We start from the raw sequence: 18,854 nt of genomic DNA, 5'->3' as shown, positions 1-18,854 counted from the left end.
TTATATCCTATGTAACCTGTTGTATCTATGAGTGCCAAGAACGGGCTATCTAACGTCAGTAGAGGGATTTATTGTGTCAGAGACGGTTAAAGAGGCCATTATACGTTCTCTAACCGATATTCCTGTATAATTCGAATATAAAAGTTTGGAAATTATGCTTTTCATTGCTCGTCTTTGAGCCCTCTGTTGACCTATAGATGTTTTCTGATGTTAATTCTCAGAATAAGTTAACCGGTCTAGTTGTACTCTCTGGCAGTAATAAGTTCCAGCAGCCTTGCTGAATTCAGGGCGCGTATGCAGCAAGGTTCGAAGATCGGACTTGGAAGAATAAAATGAGATATAACAAGCTGAACAGCACGTCCGCGGGATCCTAAAAGGCAATCGACATCTATCTCCATATATGCCATAAGGACATCAAGGACTGTACTTGAAGAATATCTACAAGTAGGGGTTTGAGGCCTTGTTGAAACCCTTGATCGGTGATAGGTTTTAGCGGCCGTACTGAATACACAGCGCGTATGTTGAACGTAGATTGAATCACCGGCAGCGCCATTCACAGAATTTCAAAATCACTTCAGGAAGCCCCAGTATTTATTTTCAGGATGAAAGATGTTCGAGTATGCCAAATGGCCACGGGCAACGGCAAGAAGACGAAGAAAAATTAATTAAAGCTGTTGAGGAAGACGGGTGGAATTTATATCCTGATCCACCCGAGTGGGTGGTTTCAGCGGCTAAATCAGATGGTATTGATAAAGGAGCTGGATTCAAAGCGAAGAGAAAAACGTATAATGGCGATAACTACGTATATTTGGCCGTTTCAAGTGTTCACGGACTCCACATCCACGTTTTCTCACAAAAGAAGTCCCAGTATCACGAAACAACTCCGAAAGAAGGGATTTGCCCTAATTGTCAACAGTATGTACGCCGATATGACGATGACGACTATCTAACGTGCCATAGGTGTGGATGGCAATACAAACCGTTATCCGAGCGCTTTCGCAATATATTCGGCTAAATCCCTGGAGTTACCGCTGTGCTGCATCCACGCTCTATATTCAGCGCGACCACGAAAACAGATCACTCTCTAAGAATTTAAACAAAGCCGATCAGCTTTATGTACTGTAATTTATCTTTCGATTCTACGAGTATCCGCCGGAAACGCTCGAAACAATCGCGACACTCCCACATAAAAATCTGATCGTTATATCAGATTGTTACCCATTCGTGGGAATCGGCTGGGCAACAGCCGCCTCTCTGGCGGTTCGTTGGACAGTCTCGATGCCGTTCCGCATACTGGCTTTCGAACTGTATCCCTCGCCGCTGTCGGCCAAGATACGGCCATTACGATGTTTGAGTCGCCAGCGCCACTCACCGAGAGTATCCACATAGGCGACGAATCCAACTGGGTCGAACTCCAGCGTGTCCGCCTTCGGAATGGCCTTTCTCACCCGGCCCATAGCTGTCTCTGCGTCCGATTTACTGGTGTACCCTTTCGCATTCCGCGCGATGACCCGCCCGTTCGGCGCTGTCAGTCGCCAGTGGTAGCCGCTCGTCTCGCCAACAGTGATGCTCCATCGCTCCGCTTCGGTCGCATTGTTTCGCACACGTTCGATAGCATCGAGGGTATCACCGCGAGAATCGAATCCAAGTTTGCTCCGGGCGAGTACTCGACCGCTTTTCATCCGGAGTTGCCAGTGCCATTCATCAGGGTCTTTCTCATAAACCTCGAAGCCAGCGGGGTCGTATTCCAGCGTGTCGGCATCACCGACAGTAGCGGCAACTCGACCAACAGCGTCCTCAACGGAGTCTCGGGAGCTGTATCCCTCGCTACTGTCTGCGATAATGTTGCCGTTGCGGTGGCGGAGCCGCCAGCGCCACTCGTCGGCGGCGTCATGATACACGTCGAAAGACGATTCTGAGTCGGCGACGGTGGAAAGTGTCGACACCTCGTTGTCGGCACCGGCTGTAGGTGCGGGCGGAGCGAACGTCCCTTGCTCCGTTGCTTCTTGGGGTATGCGACCGGCGCTTGTCCAGCCAAGTTCTTTCCCGCTAAAAACATCGAAGATACTTTTTATAAGGACGGCGTCCTGAAACTGTTTGTAGCCAATTACTGACAGCGGTGAGTACACCACCAACTTCCTGTCCTCAGCGTCGATCTCAATGGCGAGAAGCGACAGCAGGAATATGAGTGCGAAAAAGAACATCGCAATCTTGAGCATCATCAACCCCTGCCCCGCGATGATCGCAAGCGGGATGACGATAGACACCACAACACCCATAAGCGGCAAGAGCGTCATTGAGAGGAACGCGTACGGGAAGACGAGCCGGTGAAGTAACCCGTAGTTCGGGTCACTGAAAACGCCGACGTGTTTACGGAGCGTCTGGATTTGACCACGGTACCACCGGAGGCGCTGTCTGTAGAGGCCGCGCCAGTTCGTCGGAGCGTAGGTGTACACGATCCCTTCACTCATATGGACGCTTCGGCCACGCTTGAGTATCTCTATTGTCAGATCGAAGTCCTCAGTGAGCGTGTCGGCACTGTATCCCCCGACTTCCCGGAGGGTATCCGCCCGAAACGCCCCGAGACAGCCAGGGACGACGGAGACGAGACCGACATGGTCAAACGCCCGTCGGAACGTGTTGATCCCAACGATGTATTCAAGCGCTTGCAGGTTCGTAATGAACGAGCCCCGGTTCCCGACTTTGACGTTGCCGGCTATTGCACCAGCGTTGGGGTGCCGTTTGAAAGACTTGACGAGTTCCGCGAACGCGTCGGGATCGATCCAGGAATCGGCATCGATGGCGACGATAATGTCGTTTGTCGCTTCCTCAAGTCCTCGGTTCAGTGCTGAATGTTTTCCGCCGTTTTCCTTCTGGATGACTAGGGCGTCAGTTCCGGCGTGGGCCGTGGCCTCTTCGTAAGTTCCGTCAGCGCTCCCGTCGTCGATGACAATAAGTTCGATACCGCCAGTGTATGTCGTGGCTGAGATGGAATCCAGCGTCCGGCCGATGTGCCCGCGCTCTTTGTACGCAGGGATGAGGACGGTGATTTCCGGCCACTCATCGATTTGTTCATCCCAGTTTTGTTCCTCGATTTTCTGAACCATAGCGAACGGAACCATCAGCCAGTAGTAGAGGAACATAAACATCATCCCCAGAACGAAAACCACGTTGAAGAACGTGGCCTCGGCCCAGTATCTAAAGAGGAGCGAGACACCGATAGCCACCGGCACCATTATGATCAGCCAGAGAGGGGCCGTATTGAGCCAATCCGGTGTCCGATGTTTGTATTTCGCCAAGGCAACGGCGATACCGAAATAAAAGAACGCGACAAGGGCGACAATCAAAAGCGCCTGGACCAAGTCGAACGGAAGAACGGCGAAAAGTACGAGAAACGTTATCGCGGTGATTACAAGGAGTACGATAAATTCGATAGACAGATGACGGCTTACTCGAGTCATACTGTTATCATTAATCTTAGGTAAGATGAACTTACCGTTTTGGTAGTATGAAATTACCACATATAATCATATACTACCCGATATGATGGATTATAGCTCAGAACAAGAGTATTTCTCAACTACGTGATGAACTCCAGGTATGTCCCGCTGGCTGTTCGTCGGCGCTACACTCGTCGGGCTGTTATTGCTCGCCGAATCGCCAGCACACCACAGTATGTTGTTCCACTCCATGACTCGATCCAACAGATAGTCTGCATAAGACCATCTTGTAGGCTCCGACCGCATACCGATGCTGACTACATCCTCTGTATCGGTCAGAACGATACTGAGAGACGCCTGAGGAGTCCCTACTTGTGATGAACTCGACGCAGCGCATCAGCCGTCGCTGTCCCAGAGATACGGATGTATTTCTGTGCGGTCGCCAGATCACTCCAGCCCATCAGGGCTTGCAGTGGCACCGGGGCGACGCCTTTGTAGGCATGGTAGCTGGCGGCAGTTGCTCGCAGACAGTGTGGATAGACGCGACCCGGTAGGTCAGCCTCGCTCGCGGCAGCCTGTACTCGTCTGTTGATCGTTGACCGCGACCGAGGGAACGCATCGTACCGATTGGCAAACCGCTCGACGCAAAGCTCCAGCCGAAGTGAGAGGTCGAATGGGATCAGCCGCGCCGATGCCACAGTCTTCGGATGCCAGCGGGATGCGACAGCATCCTCGACGGAGAGACGTTCGTTGTGGATGGCTTCCTGCCGTGCCTGACGTCGGCAGTACCCACACTGGCACGGTTCGTGTTGGGGGATGCGAATCGTTCGACGGTTCCAGTTCACCCACGCCGTCTGTAAATGCGCGACCTCGCCAGCGCGAAGTCCAAGGCGGCCTGCGATGAGACAAATGAATCGCGCTTCGAAATCGTGTGGCGCTGAAAGGCTTGAACACGCTTCCAGCAAGAGTTCGAACTGACGATCGGTGAGGACATCCTCGTGAGTATGCCGAGTCGTGAGCGCCCGTCGATGACGATTCGCCCATTCTGTCCCGGGTTCGTTGTGATGAGACACCCGTAGTCATCCTCATGCTGACGGATTGGAAGTACCGCCGAGTTGTACTGAATACAGAGCGCAAGTCGGTCATGAACTGGCTGGGCAGATTAGCATACAGTATAATAGTCCATTACGGAACAGTAACGGAGCAATTACGCTGTGCTTAATAGATTCTGCCGTAATCACGTAATGTGACCGATTTGGTATCGCTACAGGGGGTGTTGGCCATCTTCTTGTGGGCAGCACTGCTTGTCTACGGTCTCTCCTCACTGTGGTGGGTCGTCGAGGTGACTTTGCTTTCACGTGGATGGAAACAAGATACTGAGGAAGTGTGGGGGCTTGATGATATCCAAGTCCGTGTACTGACGATTGACGCTGAGTCTGTCGTCCAACAGACCGTCAACGCACTGCCCGACAATATCACAGATGTGCGTGTTATCGCCGAAGCAGACATCAGTATCAATGGTGCTCAAGTCCATGTTGTTCCCGATGATTTTGATTGCAACGCGACTAACAAAGGTCGGGCCGTTGAATGGGCACGGAGAAACGTTGATGCTGATAAAGAATATCTCCTCTATCTAGACGAAGATACGCTCGTTACAGAACTCACTGGGCTTCCAGATGCTGATTTCATTCAGTTCACAGAGAAGCCAATTTACACCGGTTCACGTCTCACGTATCTCTGTGAAGTGTTTCGCACGGGTTATCAATTTGAACAGCTGGGATTTCGCCGCCTATCGTATCCCCTATACGCGTGGGGTGGAGGTTTTGCAATCCGCCGTGAGATTGAACAAGAGGTTGGGTGGGATGTAGCCACGATCACGGAGGACACGAATCTGATCTGGCGGGCAGCGAGAGACCACAATTTGACCTACCAGTTAGTCAATGATCGGTTTCGGAATCAAGCTCCGCCATCGCTCAAAGCGATGATCAAACAACGGCGGCGATGGATGTCCGGCACAATCGGTGATGATCACTTACTTCCGCCACTATACCGGCCGCTGTACTTCACTCGGGTCATCGCGTGGGCGTTCTCACCGTTCGTACCGTTGTTGGCTATCGCATCGTACCTGTTGCCCGGGACAGCTCCCGGGATAGGACTGTATTCGCTGCTCTCTACAGCCCTTTTAGGGATTCTGTTCGTGTATATGTTCTTTGGCGTGGTGGGCTATCGGAAACACCCGATCTTGTGGCCAGTGTTCCTGATTCTCACGCCGCTGGCGGTTGTCCTCCACTCTGTCGGGGCGCTCTGGGGAGTCGTTAGCCCAGTCGAGGAGTTCGAAGTAACCGAAAAAGTCACTGCTGACGTTATAGAACAGGCAAACCACCTCGATGAGGGAGCACTTGCTGAGCACGATGGAACCGGTCGACTCCTCCGTGAGTCTGATGATGAGTTCGAAATAGGGATTTTCAGCGACGATGATTAGTCTGAAGATCCGATCACAATACCCTGAGAGGTAGTTCCCCTTCGCTGCTGGTCTTGAGGTAAGCACATTCCGTCGGAGAGTTCCAGTTTAGAGTAGAGGCTGAGGCGTTTCTCATGCTGAATGCACTCTCTATATTCAGCAGCCCGTTCCTCTCGGAACTACTGACATCCGCCCCCTCGGATGCAATATCGAGCCCTCGTTCAAGATTGTGAACCACACACTTGATGACGAGTTCGCGGAACTGCTTCCACCAGAGACGCGACCTGACGAATGCACCGAATTTCTGTTTGATGGTCGCGTTGACTGTCTCGTTTATCTTCCGTTGATGGTAGAGGTCGTTGTCCAGCCGAGCATTCCACGCCTTGTGGAGAGGTGTGAACTCCCGATGCTTGATGAGTGGTCGAATATCGTGGTCACGGGCGAGCTGCCGGAGTTTCTGGTCGTCGTATCCCTTGTCACCGGCCAACACCGCGATGGATTGTACGTTCCGTTTCATTACCTGTGGCGCAATTTGGGTATCGTGCTTCCGCGTTGTGGTCACGTGAATATCGAGTACTGCGTTGGTTGCTGTATCGACCAACAGCGTTGTCTTCAACTGCTGGATGGTGAGGTTCGTTCGCTTCGTGTAGTGAGTAGAAGCGTGCGCCCGTTCGAACCCGGATGGATCGATGCCGGTGACACCGTTCAGCGGCAAGTCTCTAAGTGAAACGTTGAGCAGAACCCGCCAGACGGCCATCTCCAAGCGGTCGAACGCCTTACAGAGTGTCGAGGGTGCGGGGATCGAATCAAGGCCGAGGGCGTCTCGAATGTGCGGCATCTCGATGAGTTCGTCAACGAGGTCACGGTACGTGGTCGTCTTTTTCACCTTGAGACAGAGCAAGACAACGTGTTGCCGCAGCGTGAACCGCTTCCGTGAATAGCGAGTCGAGAACCGTGCCACAGCACGGCGAGCCAGTACTAAAGCCCGTTCAACGAATCGAAGAAGACGTGACTTCGGGAGAGCATCCATCTCCTCTCCAGCTACTCACCTGTCGTGTTTGTCAGCAAGGGTTTCAACGAGGCCATATATCTCCAAAATTTCCTCGTATGTCTGTTTGTAATCTGAGGTCGCGGTTACTGCCTTGCTGGATACTCGTGAGTGAACGACAACGGTTTTGCTCCAAGTACCGTAGAACGAGTCGGGCCGATGATGAGGCACCGCACTGAACCGGACTCGGCATCCGGTGATGATGAACCCTATGAGTACTGCCAGGCCCCTTGCATTCGAGAGATCGGATGTTGAGTTTCTACGAATACGAGGCGTTATCGTCGGTGGGTATTACAGAGATGGAACTACTCCCATCCGTTAGCTTTGCAGTGATTTGATGCATTCAAGATATTGTTGCCTCGCCTCCTCACGGTCGACTCTGGTATAGATATCCATCGTCTCGGATTCTGAATCTCCCCGAATATACTGAAGAATCCGATCATCCATCCCTTGTCTCCGCATTAGCGTGGTAAACACAGTCCGAAACGTGTGGGGGGTGAACTTCCGTTCGAACCGCGTTTCACCCTCTTCCATAACGCCAGTATCAACCGCAGCTTCTCGAATGGTCCTACGGAGTCGCTCACGGCCTACTCGATTCCCTTGGATACTGACGAACAGATATCCCTCGTCGTGATCACCACTAACCAGCTTACACCGCTCTATCGCCCGTACCGTTTCCTCGTCAATGGGGACGACGGTCTGTTTTCCTCCTTTTCGTTGCCGTAGACGGATGAATCCGCTATCGAGCATTAGGTCATCCATCTTGATCTCCAACGCTTCCGTGAGGCGGCATCCTGTTTTGGCCAAGATCGCGGCGACAGTTTTGTCCCGAGGATTCGACATTCCTCGGACGATCTTCTTCGCGTTTTCCCACGTTGCACAGTCGGGCCGTGATCGAATTTCCTTTGGTATCTCTTCCAGTATGACTGCAGCTGGATTCCCGGTAACCTCTTCAAACCGAGGGCGTTTCATCGCGTAGCTGAAGAACGCCGAGAGCGATTCGAGATACCGTCGCTTCGTGTTCCGACTGAGATCTCTGTCGTTCAGGATTCGGAGATACTCCTCGATATCTCTGACCGTTGTCTCTGCCGGCGTTTTTCCGGAAAATGCTCGTGGTAGAACTTGCGGAGAACACGGCTATACGCATTTAGTGTCCGACGGCTACGTCCAGTCGTCTCTTTCTGCTGCAGGAAGTCGTTGATAACTTCGTGCTTGTTTTCGAAAACTTGTGTCTCCCACTCTTCGACCATCTATGAATCACCCTCCGGAACGTGTCGCCAGCCGTGTCCAATCTGGTATTCTGCTCGGTCCGCATCGATTAGGTCGTACAGAATGTCTTCCACTTCCTCTCGGACATGATTCTCGATACGGTCAGAATCGAGTATACTGCTGACAAGCTCATCGTGTGTCCGGTACTCCTCCGATAGTTCTCCTAGAACCAGATCCGGTACAATGAGGTTCGGATCACCATCGGGGCTACCTTTCAGACGACTGATCTCGTCGTGCAGCTCGTTGATTCGCTCCCGAAGCTCTTCGTTCTGCTCAGAGTCTCCTGGCTTATCGAAGAAGTCGGTCTCCCGTACTCGTTGACCTTCGATAACGAGGTCATAGAGGTACTTACTCCGGCTTGGATACCCCTTCTCTTCGGCTTCTTCGGTCCACGCTTCTTTATCTGATTCTTTACAGTATATGGCGACTTTGTCTGTACCGTCAGCTAGTCCAACTACCTCTTTCCAATTCGAGTCTTTCGATTGTTCTGGATCCATAGATTATTCTCACAGGTATAATTTATTAACAATTATTTTATGTCTAAGTGCAGTGTTCGCTTGAATGAGTGCCGAGGCCTCTTCCCTTCCGTTCGAGTCGGAGACTGACCTCGATCGTTCTTACGTCTTTTAAGCCACCGTTGAAGAAGTACAGGCGACACGGCTGGCGAGGTTCGTGGCGCTGCCCCCCGAAAAGACCTCGTCATTGTACACGTGCATACGGAAGCCGATCCCGACCGGAAGACGGAGCCGAGATCCACTGCTGGGGACACCCGGGCCGGTTGCTGCCACGGATGGAATCACGGCCGGAGACCCGAATCCGCAGCCTCCGCTTTTTTCTACCCGCACCGTGTCAGCCTACACTATGACGGATGCCTCGGCTAATAGTGGTGCCTCCGACGCTCGGAGCGAATCCGGCGATGGGGGCGCGTCCGGCGAGGTCGAGACGGAACTCTCGCGGGACATGAGCTTCTTCGATATCACGTTCATCGGCGTTGGTGCGATGATCGGGGCCGGCGTTTTCGCCCTCACGGGCTTCGCCGCGGGGCTCGCGGGGCCCGCACTGATCCTCGCGTTCGCTCTGAACGGCTTCGTTGCGCTGTTTACGGCCGTCTCCTATGCCGAACTCGGAGCCGCGTTCCCGGAGGCAGGTGGCGGCTATCTCTGGGTGAAAGAAGCGCTCGTCGATCCGAACGGCTTCTATGCGGGCTGGATGTCCTGGTTCGCCCACGCCGTCGCCTGTTCGCTGTACGCGGTGACGTTCGGCGTGTTTCTCACCGAGTTCCTGGTCTACGGTGGTGTTCTCGCGGAGGGGTTCCATCTTCTGGGGTTCATCGGCCGCGAACTGCTGGATAAGATCCTCGCGGTCCTTATGATCTCTCTGTTCGCATATATCAACTATCGGGGGGCCGAGGAAACCGGCAAGGCCGGCGTCATCGTGACGTTCATCAAAGTCGCCATCCTCGGCGTTTTCGTTGCCTTCGGCATTCTTGCGACGGTTCAGACGCCGAACTGGCCCACGAAATTCCTCAATAGTCCCGGGTTTGCACCGAACGGTGTCGTCGGTATCATCGGCGCGATGGGCTTCACGTACATCGCCTTCGAGGGCTACGAGATCATCGTCCAGTCCGGCGAAGAGGTGGTCGATCCGGGAACGAACGTCCCGAAGGCGGTCTTCTACTCGCTGGCGATCGTCGTGCCGATCTACGTTCTCGTCGCCTTCGCCGCGATCGGTGGGATCGAGACGATACCCGAATTGGCCGACCGAGCGGGCGTCTCGGTGGGTGCGCCCACGTGGCAAGTGCTCGGTAATCTGGGCGAACTCGGCATCATCGAGGCGGCCGGACAGTTCGTCCCCTACGGCGTCCCGTTACTCCTGGTCGCTGGCCTGACGGCAACGATGAGCGCACTGAACGCGACCGTGTACTCCTCCTCACGCGTTTCGTTCGCGATGGGGCGCGACAAGGCCCTCCCCGAGCTCCTCAGCGAGGTCCACCCCGAGAAGCGAACGCCACACGTGGCGATCTTCCTCTCGGCGGTGCTCATCGCGCTGATGGCGGTGACGCTACCCATCGAATCAGTCGCCGCCTCCGCCGACATCATGTTCATTCTGCTGTTCGTGCAGGTCAACTGGACGGTCATCAAGATGCGCAAGACCCACCCTGACCTGCCACGGACGTACGAAGTCCCGTACATGCCGTGGCCGCCGCTCATCGGGATCGTCCTCCAGTTCCTGTTGACGCCGTTCCTCCTGTCGGCCCTGGGTATGGAAATCGGTCTGGGACCCGACTCCCACGGATTCATCGCGCTCGTGACCACGGCCATCTGGATGGGTCTGGGACTGCTCCTGTATTACGGCTACTCGCGGCGGAAAGCGGAGGAAAAGATCGAGGAGGAAACGCCGACCGTCACGACCGAGCAAGCCCCCGCCGAAGAACGGCGCGAGCGGGAGCAGCGGATCCTCGTTCCGGTAGCGAATCCGGCGACCGTCGAGCAGTTGATGCGGACGGCGCTCGATCTTGCCGAACAGCGAGACGCCGAGATAGAGGTGGTAAGCGTCGCCACCGTTCCGCGCCAGACGCCGATTTCGGAGGGGCGCCAGTTCGTCGATGAGGAACGCGCCGTCATCGACCAGGCGATCGACTTTGCGGACGAAGAGCGCCCGGGCATCCCGGTGAGTGGCAAAATCCGCATCGGACACGACGTGTCCCGGGCGATCCTCAATACGATCGAACAGGACGATATCGGTCTCGTGCTGATGGGCTGGCGGAGTCGCCCCCGTCGTCGTGATTTCGTCCTGGGGAGTAACGTCGACGAGGTGGTGACCAAGGCTCGCTGTGACGTTTTGGTTGAGCGTGTCGGTCCTGCCGCAGACAGTGCGTCCATCGGCGAAGTGGATTCGATCCTCCTGCCGACGGCTGGCGGTCCTCACGCCGAGTTCGCAACGGAGATCGCCCGTGCCGTTGCCAGACGGAACGATGCTCACGTCAAAGTGATATACGTTCGATCCACCGACTCGGACCGTGACGGCGATGCCCGATCGATTCTCGATTCGACCGTCGCTGCACTCGAGAACTTGGAGACGTCGACGGAGATCATCGACGGAACGAACATCGGGGATTCCATCGTCGAAGAAGCAGCCGACCACGACCTCACTATCATTGGGGCGTCTCGTGAAGGGCTCCTCCAGCAGGTCGTGTTCGGGGCCATTCCCGAAGAGGTCGGCCGGCGAGCGGACAGCACCGTCATTATGGTGAAACGGAACCTCGGGATCGCGTCACGCATAACTCGGTGGTTCAAAAGCCGCCGGTCGTAACAGCGACGAATATATACTCCATTATATAAAAAGAGGAAATCACTGGATCTGACATAACTACTCCCACATCCACGTAAACACAGCTGAAACGGGGGTCCACACCGTCGCCGCCTGGTACAATGCGATATATTAAATATGATCCGGGATATAAATATTATTTAAATATTGTACGATCATCTACGACGAACCCGGATAAAAATCGATCCAGAGATCTCCCCGTGGTGGTCGATCGATGCGTTCTCACGTTCTATTCATCCGTCTATTTCAAATTCACATATTGTATTTAATATTGGTATGTCTCCATCCATAACGACGGATTCGTTCGTCGGTCGCCAGTCGCCGGACGACGGACGCCGGTCACCGGACGCCAATCACCGGACGCCAGTCATCGGTCGCCGTTCACACGGCCTTTCGATGCGGTCGTGATACAAACGAAAAGGACGGCCACGTCGGAGTGCAGCGTTCCGCCGGCCACCGGTTGCCCCATTGGTCGGGCCTACGAGAGCAGCTGCAGGACGGACGCCGACAGCACATCGACGCCGATCGGCAGGCACGCCTCGTCGACGTCGAACCGCGGGGTGTGATGGCCGCTCGGGTTGCTCGCGCCGATGCCGAGGTACGTCGCCGCGCCGCCGTTTTCGGAGACGGCCTGCATCAGGTACGTCGCGTCCTCGCTGGCGGCCAGGGCGTCGCGGCGCACGAGCGAGAGCGAGTCCGACCGGTCGGTCACCGTCCCGCTCACGAGGTCCACGAGCTCCTCGTCACAGTCCTGCCGGATCGACTCGCCGGTGAGCTCGACCTCGGCCTCACATTCGTGCATCTCGGCCGCCGTGTCGACGTATCGGCGGACGGCGTCGCGCATGTACTCCATCAGCTCGGTCGACTCGCCGCGGACCTCGATCGACGCGGTGACCCGGTCGGCGATGACGTTCGCGGCGTTGTCCGAGCGGAGCTGCCCGACGTTCACGCGCGTGTTCCCCTCCCGGTGGCGCGGGATGCCGTAGACGTTGTCGGCGGCCGCGATGAACGCCTGGACCGCGTTTCGTCCCTCGTTGGGGGCCAGCCCGGCGTGGGCCGACTCGCCCTCGAAGGTGACGTCCATCCGGGAGAGCGCCAGCGCCTCGTCGAGCCCGGCGACGACCGTCCCGACGGGGACGTCGAGGCCGACGTGGGCGCCGAACAGGTAGTCGACGTCGTCGATGTGGGGGCCCGAAGCCATCGCCTTGCCGCCGCCCAGCAGCTCCTCGGAGGGCTGGAAGAAGACTTTGAACGTTCCCTCGAAGTCGCTCTCGAGCACCGTCCGGAGAACCCCGAGCCCGAGCGTGATGTGGGCGTCGTGCCCGCAGGCGTGCATGTACCCCTCGTTCGTCGATCGGAACCCCTCGGCGACCGGCCGGTGGTCGTCGTCGGTCGATTCGGTGATCGGCAGCGCGTCGATGTCCACGCGCAGGCCGACGGTCGGGCCCTCGCCGTTCCGCACGACCGCGACGGCGCCGGTGTGACCGCCCCGTAGCCGCTCGAGGAGGTCCGTCCGGTCGGTCCCGGCGGCCGCCTTCTCGTACCACTCCGCGAGGACGTCGTCGTCGGGCACCCCCAGTCGCTCCTCGGAGTCGAGGGCGTCGGGCCCGACGTGGATCTCGTCGACGCCCATTCGTTCCAGTTCCTCGACGATCCGCACCGTCGTTCGGAACTCACACCAACCGGGTTCGGGATGGCGGTGGAACTCGCGCCGCAATTCAGTCAATTCCGCGTTCGATGGGATCGTCTGTGTCGATGTCATGGCGTTCGTTCGATGGTATATCTCTCCCGCCGAAGCCCTTGATTGTTGCTCCTTCTCAGTCGTCCTCCGGCGCCTCGATCATCCCCTGCTCCCACATCCACCGGGCGATCAGGATCGTTCCGAAGACGGAGACGATGATCACCACGTACAGCGGGTACCCCGGCAGGAAGTTGAGCACGCCCGCCTCCAACAGCAACGTCATCGCCAGCGCCAGCACGAATCCGACGCCGGCGACCTTCGGGTAATCGCGCCCGAACTGCGCGAAGATGGCGCCGAACACCGCGGGAACGAGGTAGGACTCGAGCGCGTTCTGCCACAGGCCGGGCAACGCCTGGAACGCGGACACGAGGGCGAACGCACCGACGCCGAGCAGCGTCGTGTTCACGCCGATCGACGCGGCGATCGCGATCGTCGAGATGATGCTCCCCTGCGGCGTGCCCGTCTGGACGTCGGCGCTCTCCTGGGCCGCGGCCGCACAGGGCAGCCGGAGGTTCGAGATGTTTCCGGAGAGGAACGCCATGTAGGTGCCCGGGATCCCCAGTACGGGGTAATACGAGATCGGCTCGACGACCCAGAAGATGCCGAACGTCGCCGCGACCGAGACGAACGCGCCGATGATCGCCTGTGACGGCGGGACGATGTCGAAGACGGTGAGGAGGACGACCGCCGGCCCCAGCGAGAGCAGCACCGCGAGGAGGTTCGTCCGGCGCCCCCACGTGTTGATGTAGGGGATGAAGCTGTCCTGGTAGACGTCCGAACCGGTTCCGGAGCCGCCGGCAGCGGATGAGTCGGTTCCGGACATCTTACCACCAACTCCCGACGGTCACTTGCAGCGCCACGCCGACGAACAGACCGACGATCATCGCCACGCCGAGCGCCCACTCCCGTATCCACTGGACGTCCCGCTGGTCGGCGATCCGGAGGAGGAGCAGCATCACGAGCCCCCCGACCGCGACCGACCCCGTCTCGGGGGTCCCCGCCGCGACCTCGCCGGTCAGGAAGTAGGCGAAGGCCCCGAGCATCGCGGCCGAGCTGATGATCGGGATGAGCTTGTCCTTGCCGTTCCCCAGCTTCTGTCTCGCCTTCTCCATGTGCGGCGTTCCGAGCGCCGAGACCAGCAGCCAGCCGGTTCCGCCGAGCGTCATCGACCAGACCGCCGTCGCGTACGCGGTCTCGGTGATGCCCTCATCGCCCAGTCCGTATCCGAACTGGCTCACCCCCAGCTCGGCTGCCGGAAGCTCGAACGCGACCGATCCGATCACGGAGAGCCGCATCCAGGCGACCGGGCCGCCCACGGTGGCGATCAGCGCCAACATTCCGACGAGGACCGCGACGGCGGGACCGATCGCCGAGATCAGGCCGGTCTTGAACCCGGTTCGCAGCTGGTCCTCGGAGAGCCCCATCTCCTTCCCGTCCCGCCAGGCCCGTCGGAGGAAGATCGCCGCCTGCAACAGCACCACCGAGACGACCGGTATCGTGGAGAGCCACAACCACCGACTGTTAGCGATATCCATATATGCTGGAACGACTGTTAAGATTTCATACCATACCATGTCTGGTACTGTCTCTCTTATTCCTATATATAAATATATCGTTCGGGATCGGGGTCTGAGTCCACGCTCGATCGCGGCGATCGACCACTGCTCCCGGTTCGCAGCGGGCCGTCACAGCCGGACCATCGCACGTGACGTCGACGGAACGGGACGGTCGGCGAACGTCGCCCGGGATCCCCGAAACCACAGCGTTCAATAGCGCTTCCCGCCATATCGTACGTACAGGTGTACGAGTCGATTCGAGCCGTCCTGCTGGACCCGTTCGCGGTCATGAACTCGATCGGGCTGATCGCGTTCGCCCTCGTCGGATCCGCGAAGGCGATCCGCGAGGAGTTCGACCTGTTCGGGATCACCGTCGTCGGCCTCACCACCGCGTTCGTCGGCGGCGCGACCAGGGACGTGATCGTCGGTCGGATCCCGCTCGCGCTCAGCTCGATGGGCGAGATCACCCTCGGAATGGTCGGCGTCAGCCTCGCCGTGGGATTACATCTCGTGTTGGAGTCCCCCGACGATCATCCGATAACCGTCGTCTCGGACGCGGTCGGATTGGCGGCGTTCACGACTGCGGGCGCCATCGTGGCGGTCGAAACGGGCGTCTCAAGCTTCGGCGTCGTCGCGATCGCCACGATCAACGCGGTCGGGGGCGGCGCGTTCGCCGACATCCTGCTCGACCGGTCGCCGTTCATCCTGGTGACCGACTTCTACGCGAGCTGTGCCGTTCTGGGCGGGACGACCTACTGGATCCTCGCGGTCGCGTTCGGCGCCAGCAATCTCGCAGCTGCGCTGTGTGCGACGGTCACCGTCGGAACCCGGCTGTACGCCGTCTGGTTCGGGTGGCACCTTCCGACCGCCCAGACGGTCGGCGCGGCGCTCGACGGGTTGTTCGGCAACGGCTCGAAGTGACGCGTCCGCTCGACGCGATGGGGAATTTATAAATTCGTTCGCGGATCAGTCTCAAACGAGCGAATCGCGGGACGAGCGAACCACGGGACGAGCGAATCGCGATCGAACCGCGGGAGTCCAGCTACGGGCCCGCGTACGTCTCGCCCGGGTTTCGCCCGGCAGGCCGCGTCGTCGCCCGGATTACGAGTGGTTCACCACGACTACGAGCGGTTCACCACGACCACGAGCGGTTCACCACGACCATGAGCACCACCGATTCATCCATCGAAACGGACGTAGCGGTCATCGGCGCCGGACCCGGCGGATACGTCGCCGCGATCCGCGCCGCACAGCACGGCCTCGACGTGACGCTCGTCGAGAGGGACGCCTATGGCGGCGTCTGTCTCAACGCGGGCTGTATCCCCTCGAAGGCGTACATCCACGCGGCCGACCTCGCCCACGACGCGACCCACGCGACCGAGCTGGGCCTGCGGGGCGACCTCGAGGTCGACATGCCGACGCTGCAGGACTGGACGTCCGGCGTCGTCTCGCGAATGAGCCGGTCCGTCGAGAAGCTGTGTAAGGCGAACGGCGTGACCCTCATCGAGGGGACGGCGACGTTCGCGTCCGACACCGAGCTGGCCATCGACGGCGCGGACGCGGCGCCCGACACGGTTTCCTTCGAGCACGCGATCGTGGCGACGGGGAGCCGGCCGATCGAGATCCCGAACTTCCCGTTCGCCGCGGAGACGGTCTGGTCCTCGCGGGACGCGCTCGGCGCCGAAACCGTTCCCGACCGGCTCGTGGTCGTCGGCGCGGGCTACATCGGGATGGAGCTCTCGACGACGTTCGCCAAGCTCGGCGCCGACGTGACGGTGGTCGAGATGCTCGACGACGTGCTTCCGATCTACGAGGACGACGTGAAGCGCGTCGTTCGCTCGCGGGCCGAGGATCTGGGGATCGAGTTCTCGTTCGGCGAGGGTGCAAGCGATCTTCGCGAGGCCGACGGGACCGGGATCGAGGTCGTCACCGAAACCGAGGACGGCGCGGAGTCGGTTTACGAAGCCGACCGCGTGCTTGTCGCGGTCGGACGCCAGCCCGTCACCGGAACGCTCGATCTCGAGGCGATCGGTCTCGCCCCCGACGAGAACGGCTTCCTCGAGACGGACGCGCAGGGGCGGACCGCCCACGACCACGTCTTCGCGGTCGGCGACGTGGCGGGCGACCCGATGCTCGCGCACGCGGCCAGCCGGGAGGGGATCGTCGCCGCGGAGACCATCGCCGGCGAGCCGGCCACCCTCGAGGGACAGGCCGTCCCGAACGCGGTGTTCACCGACCCCGAAATCGCCACGGTCGGGCTCACCGAGGCCGAGGCGGCCGACGCCGGCTTCGACCCGCTCGTCGGCGAGATGCCGTTCCGGGCGTCCGGCCGCGCGATGACCGCCGACGCGACGGACGGCTTCGTCCGGATCGTCGCCGCCGACGACGACCACGCCGTGCTCGGCGGGCAGATCGTGGGCCCCGACGCCTCCGAACTGATCGCGGAGGTCGGCCTCGCGGTCGGGACGGGCGCAACGCTCGAGGACGTCGCGACGACCGTTCACACCCACCCGACGCTGGCGGAGGCCGTGATGGAGGCGGCCGAGAACGCGATGGATCAAGCGATCCACACCCTGAACCGGTAGACCGTCGCTCCCCGGTCGGGCGTGGTCCCCACCACCCTGAACCGACCACTCGGACGCCGTCAGTTCGTCGTCAGTTCGTCGTCAGTTCGTCGTCAGTTCGTCGTCGGAACTCCCGTTACCGCCGTCGCTCCCGGCACCGTCGCCGCCACCATCGACGTCCTCGGAGTGGATCGCCGGCACGACGCGTTTGATGGCGTACCCCGCCGCCTCGAGATCCGCGATGATCCGGTCGATCGCCGCGGTGCCGGGCGTCGTCATCCGGATGACCAGATCCGCCGTGCCGACGGGTAGCCCCTCTTCGGAGCGGTCGTGACGCACGCTTCGCACGTTCGTGTCGTGGTGGCCGATGATCTCGGCGACCTCGCCGAGCACGCCCGGCCTGTCGTCGATCCTGACCGTGAGCGTGACGAACTGCCGGCGGTCGACGAGCGCCCGCGTGAGGATGTCCTGCAGCGTCGCGACGTCGATGTTCCCGCCGCCGAGCACCGGCACCACGGTCTCGTCCCGGCAGTCGACCGCCCCGGTGAGCAGCGGTGCGACGGCCGCCGCGGCGGCCCCCTCGACGAGCTGCTTCGTTCGCTCGAGCAGCCACAGCGTGGCCTGCGCGATCTCGGTGTCGGTGACCGTGACGACCTCGTCGACGTGCTCGTCGATGATCCCGAGCGTGAGATCCGAGACGCTCCCCGTCGCGATCCCGTCGGCGATCGTGTCCGGGGTCTCGTTCTCGATCGGTCGTCCCTTCCGCAGGCTTTGGGGCACCGTGGCGGCCGTTTCGGCCTGAACGCCGACGATGCGGACGGAATCGTCGATGGCCTTCACCGCGGTCGCGATCCCGCCGATCAGCCCGCCGCCGCCGATCGGGACCGTGAGCAGGCTCATCTCGGGCACCTGCTCGAGCAGCTCCAGGCCGATCGTCCCCTGGCCGGCGACGACGTCGGGGTCGTCGTACGCGTGGACGAACTCGGTGTCCGGGTCCGCGGCCAGCGACCGGGCGGTCTCCATCGCGTCGGCGAAGGTGTCGCCCACGAGCCGGACGGTGGCCCCGTACCCCTCGGTCGCGTCGACCTTCGCCTGCGGCGCCGTCTCCGGCATCACGATCACCGACTCGAGCCCGAGCTCGGTCGCCGCGAACGCGACGCCCTGCGCGTGGTTGCCCGCGCTCGCCGCGACGACGCGATCCGCGTCGCCGTCGGCGAGCCGATGGATGGCGTTGAACGCGCCGCGTGGCTTGAACGACCCCGTCTTCTGGAGGTGTTCGCACTTCAAACGGACGTCCGCGTCGAGCCGGTGGCCCAGCGTCGAACTCGTCTGCACGGGCGTTCGTCGGATGCCCGCGGCGTCGTCGATCCTGTCCTCGGCTGCCGTGATGTCCTCGATGGTAATGGTCATTCGAATCGTGATGGCGTCGGTACGCGTGAGGTGGT

12 protein-coding genes and 2 pseudogenes are annotated in these 18,854 nt (G+C 59.4%); 5 read left to right on the top strand and 9 right to left on the bottom strand.

Features of this window, described 5'->3' with window-relative positions; genetic code table 11:
• Positions 1–619: 619 nt before the first annotated feature.
• Positions 620–1,015 carry a hypothetical protein gene (locus tag CPZ00_RS15235; RefSeq protein WP_157744158.1) on the top strand — a complete coding sequence of 132 codons (396 nt, stop codon included), beginning with the start codon at positions 620–622 and terminating at the stop codon, positions 1,013–1,015.
• 199 nt (positions 1,016–1,214) lie between these two features.
• On the opposite strand, the gene CPZ00_RS03210 is transcribed toward CPZ00_RS15235, so the two are convergent.
• Together CPZ00_RS03210 and CPZ00_RS16110 are read right to left on the bottom strand one after the other, a co-directional pair.
• Positions 1,215–3,461 carry a DUF1508 domain-containing protein gene (locus CPZ00_RS03210; RefSeq protein ID WP_096389598.1) on the bottom strand — a complete coding sequence of 749 codons (2,247 nt, stop codon included), beginning with the start codon at positions 3,459–3,461 and terminating at the stop codon, positions 1,215–1,217.
• Positions 3,462–3,808: 347 nt separating this feature from the next.
• On the bottom strand, positions 3,809–4,513 hold the full coding sequence (locus CPZ00_RS16110; RefSeq protein WP_096389596.1) for a tyrosine-type recombinase/integrase: 705 nt from the start codon (positions 4,511–4,513) through the stop codon (positions 3,809–3,811).
• Between the two features lie 173 nt (positions 4,514–4,686).
• Here CPZ00_RS16110 and CPZ00_RS03200 point away from each other — a divergent pair, with 173 nt between their 5' ends.
• Positions 4,687–5,922: a glycosyltransferase family 2 protein gene (locus tag CPZ00_RS03200; protein ID WP_233255127.1), complete on the top strand. Its 1,236-nt coding sequence runs from the start codon at positions 4,687–4,689 to the stop codon at positions 5,920–5,922.
• 190 nt (positions 5,923–6,112) lie between these two features.
• Here the strand turns inward: CPZ00_RS03200 and CPZ00_RS03195 are convergent.
• The 3 genes and pseudogenes from CPZ00_RS03195 to CPZ00_RS15230 form a co-directional block, all read right to left on the bottom strand.
• Positions 6,113–6,931, bottom strand: a pseudogene (locus tag CPZ00_RS03195) (IS5 family transposase); the annotation flags it as partial.
• Positions 6,932–7,267: 336 nt separating this feature from the next.
• A pseudogene (locus CPZ00_RS16105) lies at positions 7,268–8,199 on the bottom strand (tyrosine-type recombinase/integrase).
• Positions 8,200–8,715, bottom strand: a complete 516-nt coding sequence (locus CPZ00_RS15230) for a hypothetical protein (RefSeq protein ID WP_157744157.1) — start codon at positions 8,713–8,715, stop codon at positions 8,200–8,202.
• Positions 8,716–9,178: 463 nt separating this feature from the next.
• On the opposite strand from CPZ00_RS15230, the gene CPZ00_RS03185 reads away from it, so the two are divergent.
• Positions 9,179–11,530, top strand: coding sequence for an amino acid permease (locus tag CPZ00_RS03185; protein ID WP_096391576.1), 2,352 nt, complete (start codon positions 9,179–9,181; stop codon positions 11,528–11,530).
• A 496-nt stretch (positions 11,531–12,026) separates the two neighbouring features.
• On the opposite strand, the gene CPZ00_RS03180 is transcribed toward CPZ00_RS03185, so the two are convergent.
• The 3 genes from CPZ00_RS03180 to CPZ00_RS03170 are packed head-to-tail and all read right to left on the bottom strand — an operon-like array spanning position 12,027 to position 14,824.
• The gene (locus CPZ00_RS03180) at positions 12,027–13,310 is read right to left on the bottom strand and encodes an amidohydrolase (RefSeq protein WP_096389592.1); all 1,284 of its coding nucleotides are present in this window, start codon (positions 13,308–13,310) and stop codon (positions 12,027–12,029) included.
• 55 nt (positions 13,311–13,365) lie between these two features.
• Positions 13,366–14,112 (bottom strand): hypothetical protein, encoded by a 747-nt coding sequence (locus tag CPZ00_RS03175; protein WP_096389590.1) that lies wholly within the window; start codon positions 14,110–14,112, stop codon positions 13,366–13,368.
• 1 nt (position 14,113) lies between these two features.
• On the bottom strand, positions 14,114–14,824 hold the full coding sequence (locus CPZ00_RS03170; protein WP_096389589.1) for a DUF5058 family protein: 711 nt from the start codon (positions 14,822–14,824) through the stop codon (positions 14,114–14,116).
• Positions 14,825–15,133: 309 nt separating this feature from the next.
• Between CPZ00_RS03170 and CPZ00_RS03165 the strand changes: the two genes are divergently transcribed.
• Entirely contained in the window at positions 15,134–15,766 is a 633-nt protein-coding gene (locus CPZ00_RS03165) for a trimeric intracellular cation channel family protein (protein WP_096391575.1), read from the top strand.
• Between the two features lie 242 nt (positions 15,767–16,008).
• Positions 16,009–17,430, top strand: a complete 1,422-nt coding sequence (gene lpdA, locus CPZ00_RS03160) for a dihydrolipoyl dehydrogenase (protein ID WP_096389587.1) — start codon at positions 16,009–16,011, stop codon at positions 17,428–17,430.
• Between the two features lie 81 nt (positions 17,431–17,511).
• On the opposite strand, the gene ilvA is transcribed toward lpdA, so the two are convergent.
• Positions 17,512–18,819, bottom strand: coding sequence for a threonine ammonia-lyase (ilvA, locus tag CPZ00_RS03155; protein ID WP_096389585.1), 1,308 nt, complete (start codon positions 18,817–18,819; stop codon positions 17,512–17,514).
• Between the last annotated feature and the right edge of the window lie 35 nt (positions 18,820–18,854).

This window comes from Halopenitus persicus (assembly GCF_002355635.1).
Taxonomy (GTDB): domain Archaea; phylum Halobacteriota; class Halobacteria; order Halobacteriales; family Haloferacaceae; genus Halopenitus; species Halopenitus persicus_A.
The sequence above is the reverse complement of the archived record's forward strand: the minus strand, read 5'-3'. Positions and strand labels throughout refer to the sequence as shown.

Coding starts and splice junctions, on each gene's coding strand:
- CPZ00_RS15235 (WP_157744158.1), top strand. CDS start 620: ATGCCAAATGGCCACGGGCAACGGCAAGAAGACGAAGAAAAATTAATT.
- CPZ00_RS03210 (WP_096389598.1), bottom strand. CDS start 3,461: ATGACTCGAGTAAGCCGTCATCTGTCTATCGAATTTATCGTACTCCTT.
- CPZ00_RS15230 (WP_157744157.1), bottom strand. CDS start 8,715: ATGGATCCAGAACAATCGAAAGACTCGAATTGGAAAGAGGTAGTTGGA.
- CPZ00_RS03185 (WP_096391576.1), top strand. CDS start 9,179: ATGAGCTTCTTCGATATCACGTTCATCGGCGTTGGTGCGATGATCGGG.
- CPZ00_RS03180 (WP_096389592.1), bottom strand. CDS start 13,310: ATGACATCGACACAGACGATCCCATCGAACGCGGAATTGACTGAATTG.
- CPZ00_RS03175 (WP_096389590.1), bottom strand. CDS start 14,112: ATGTCCGGAACCGACTCATCCGCTGCCGGCGGCTCCGGAACCGGTTCG.
- CPZ00_RS03170 (WP_096389589.1), bottom strand. CDS start 14,824: ATGGATATCGCTAACAGTCGGTGGTTGTGGCTCTCCACGATACCGGTC.
- CPZ00_RS03165 (WP_096391575.1), top strand. CDS start 15,134: ATGAACTCGATCGGGCTGATCGCGTTCGCCCTCGTCGGATCCGCGAAG.
- lpdA (WP_096389587.1), top strand. CDS start 16,009: ATGAGCACCACCGATTCATCCATCGAAACGGACGTAGCGGTCATCGGC.
- ilvA (WP_096389585.1), bottom strand. CDS start 18,819: ATGACCATTACCATCGAGGACATCACGGCAGCCGAGGACAGGATCGAC.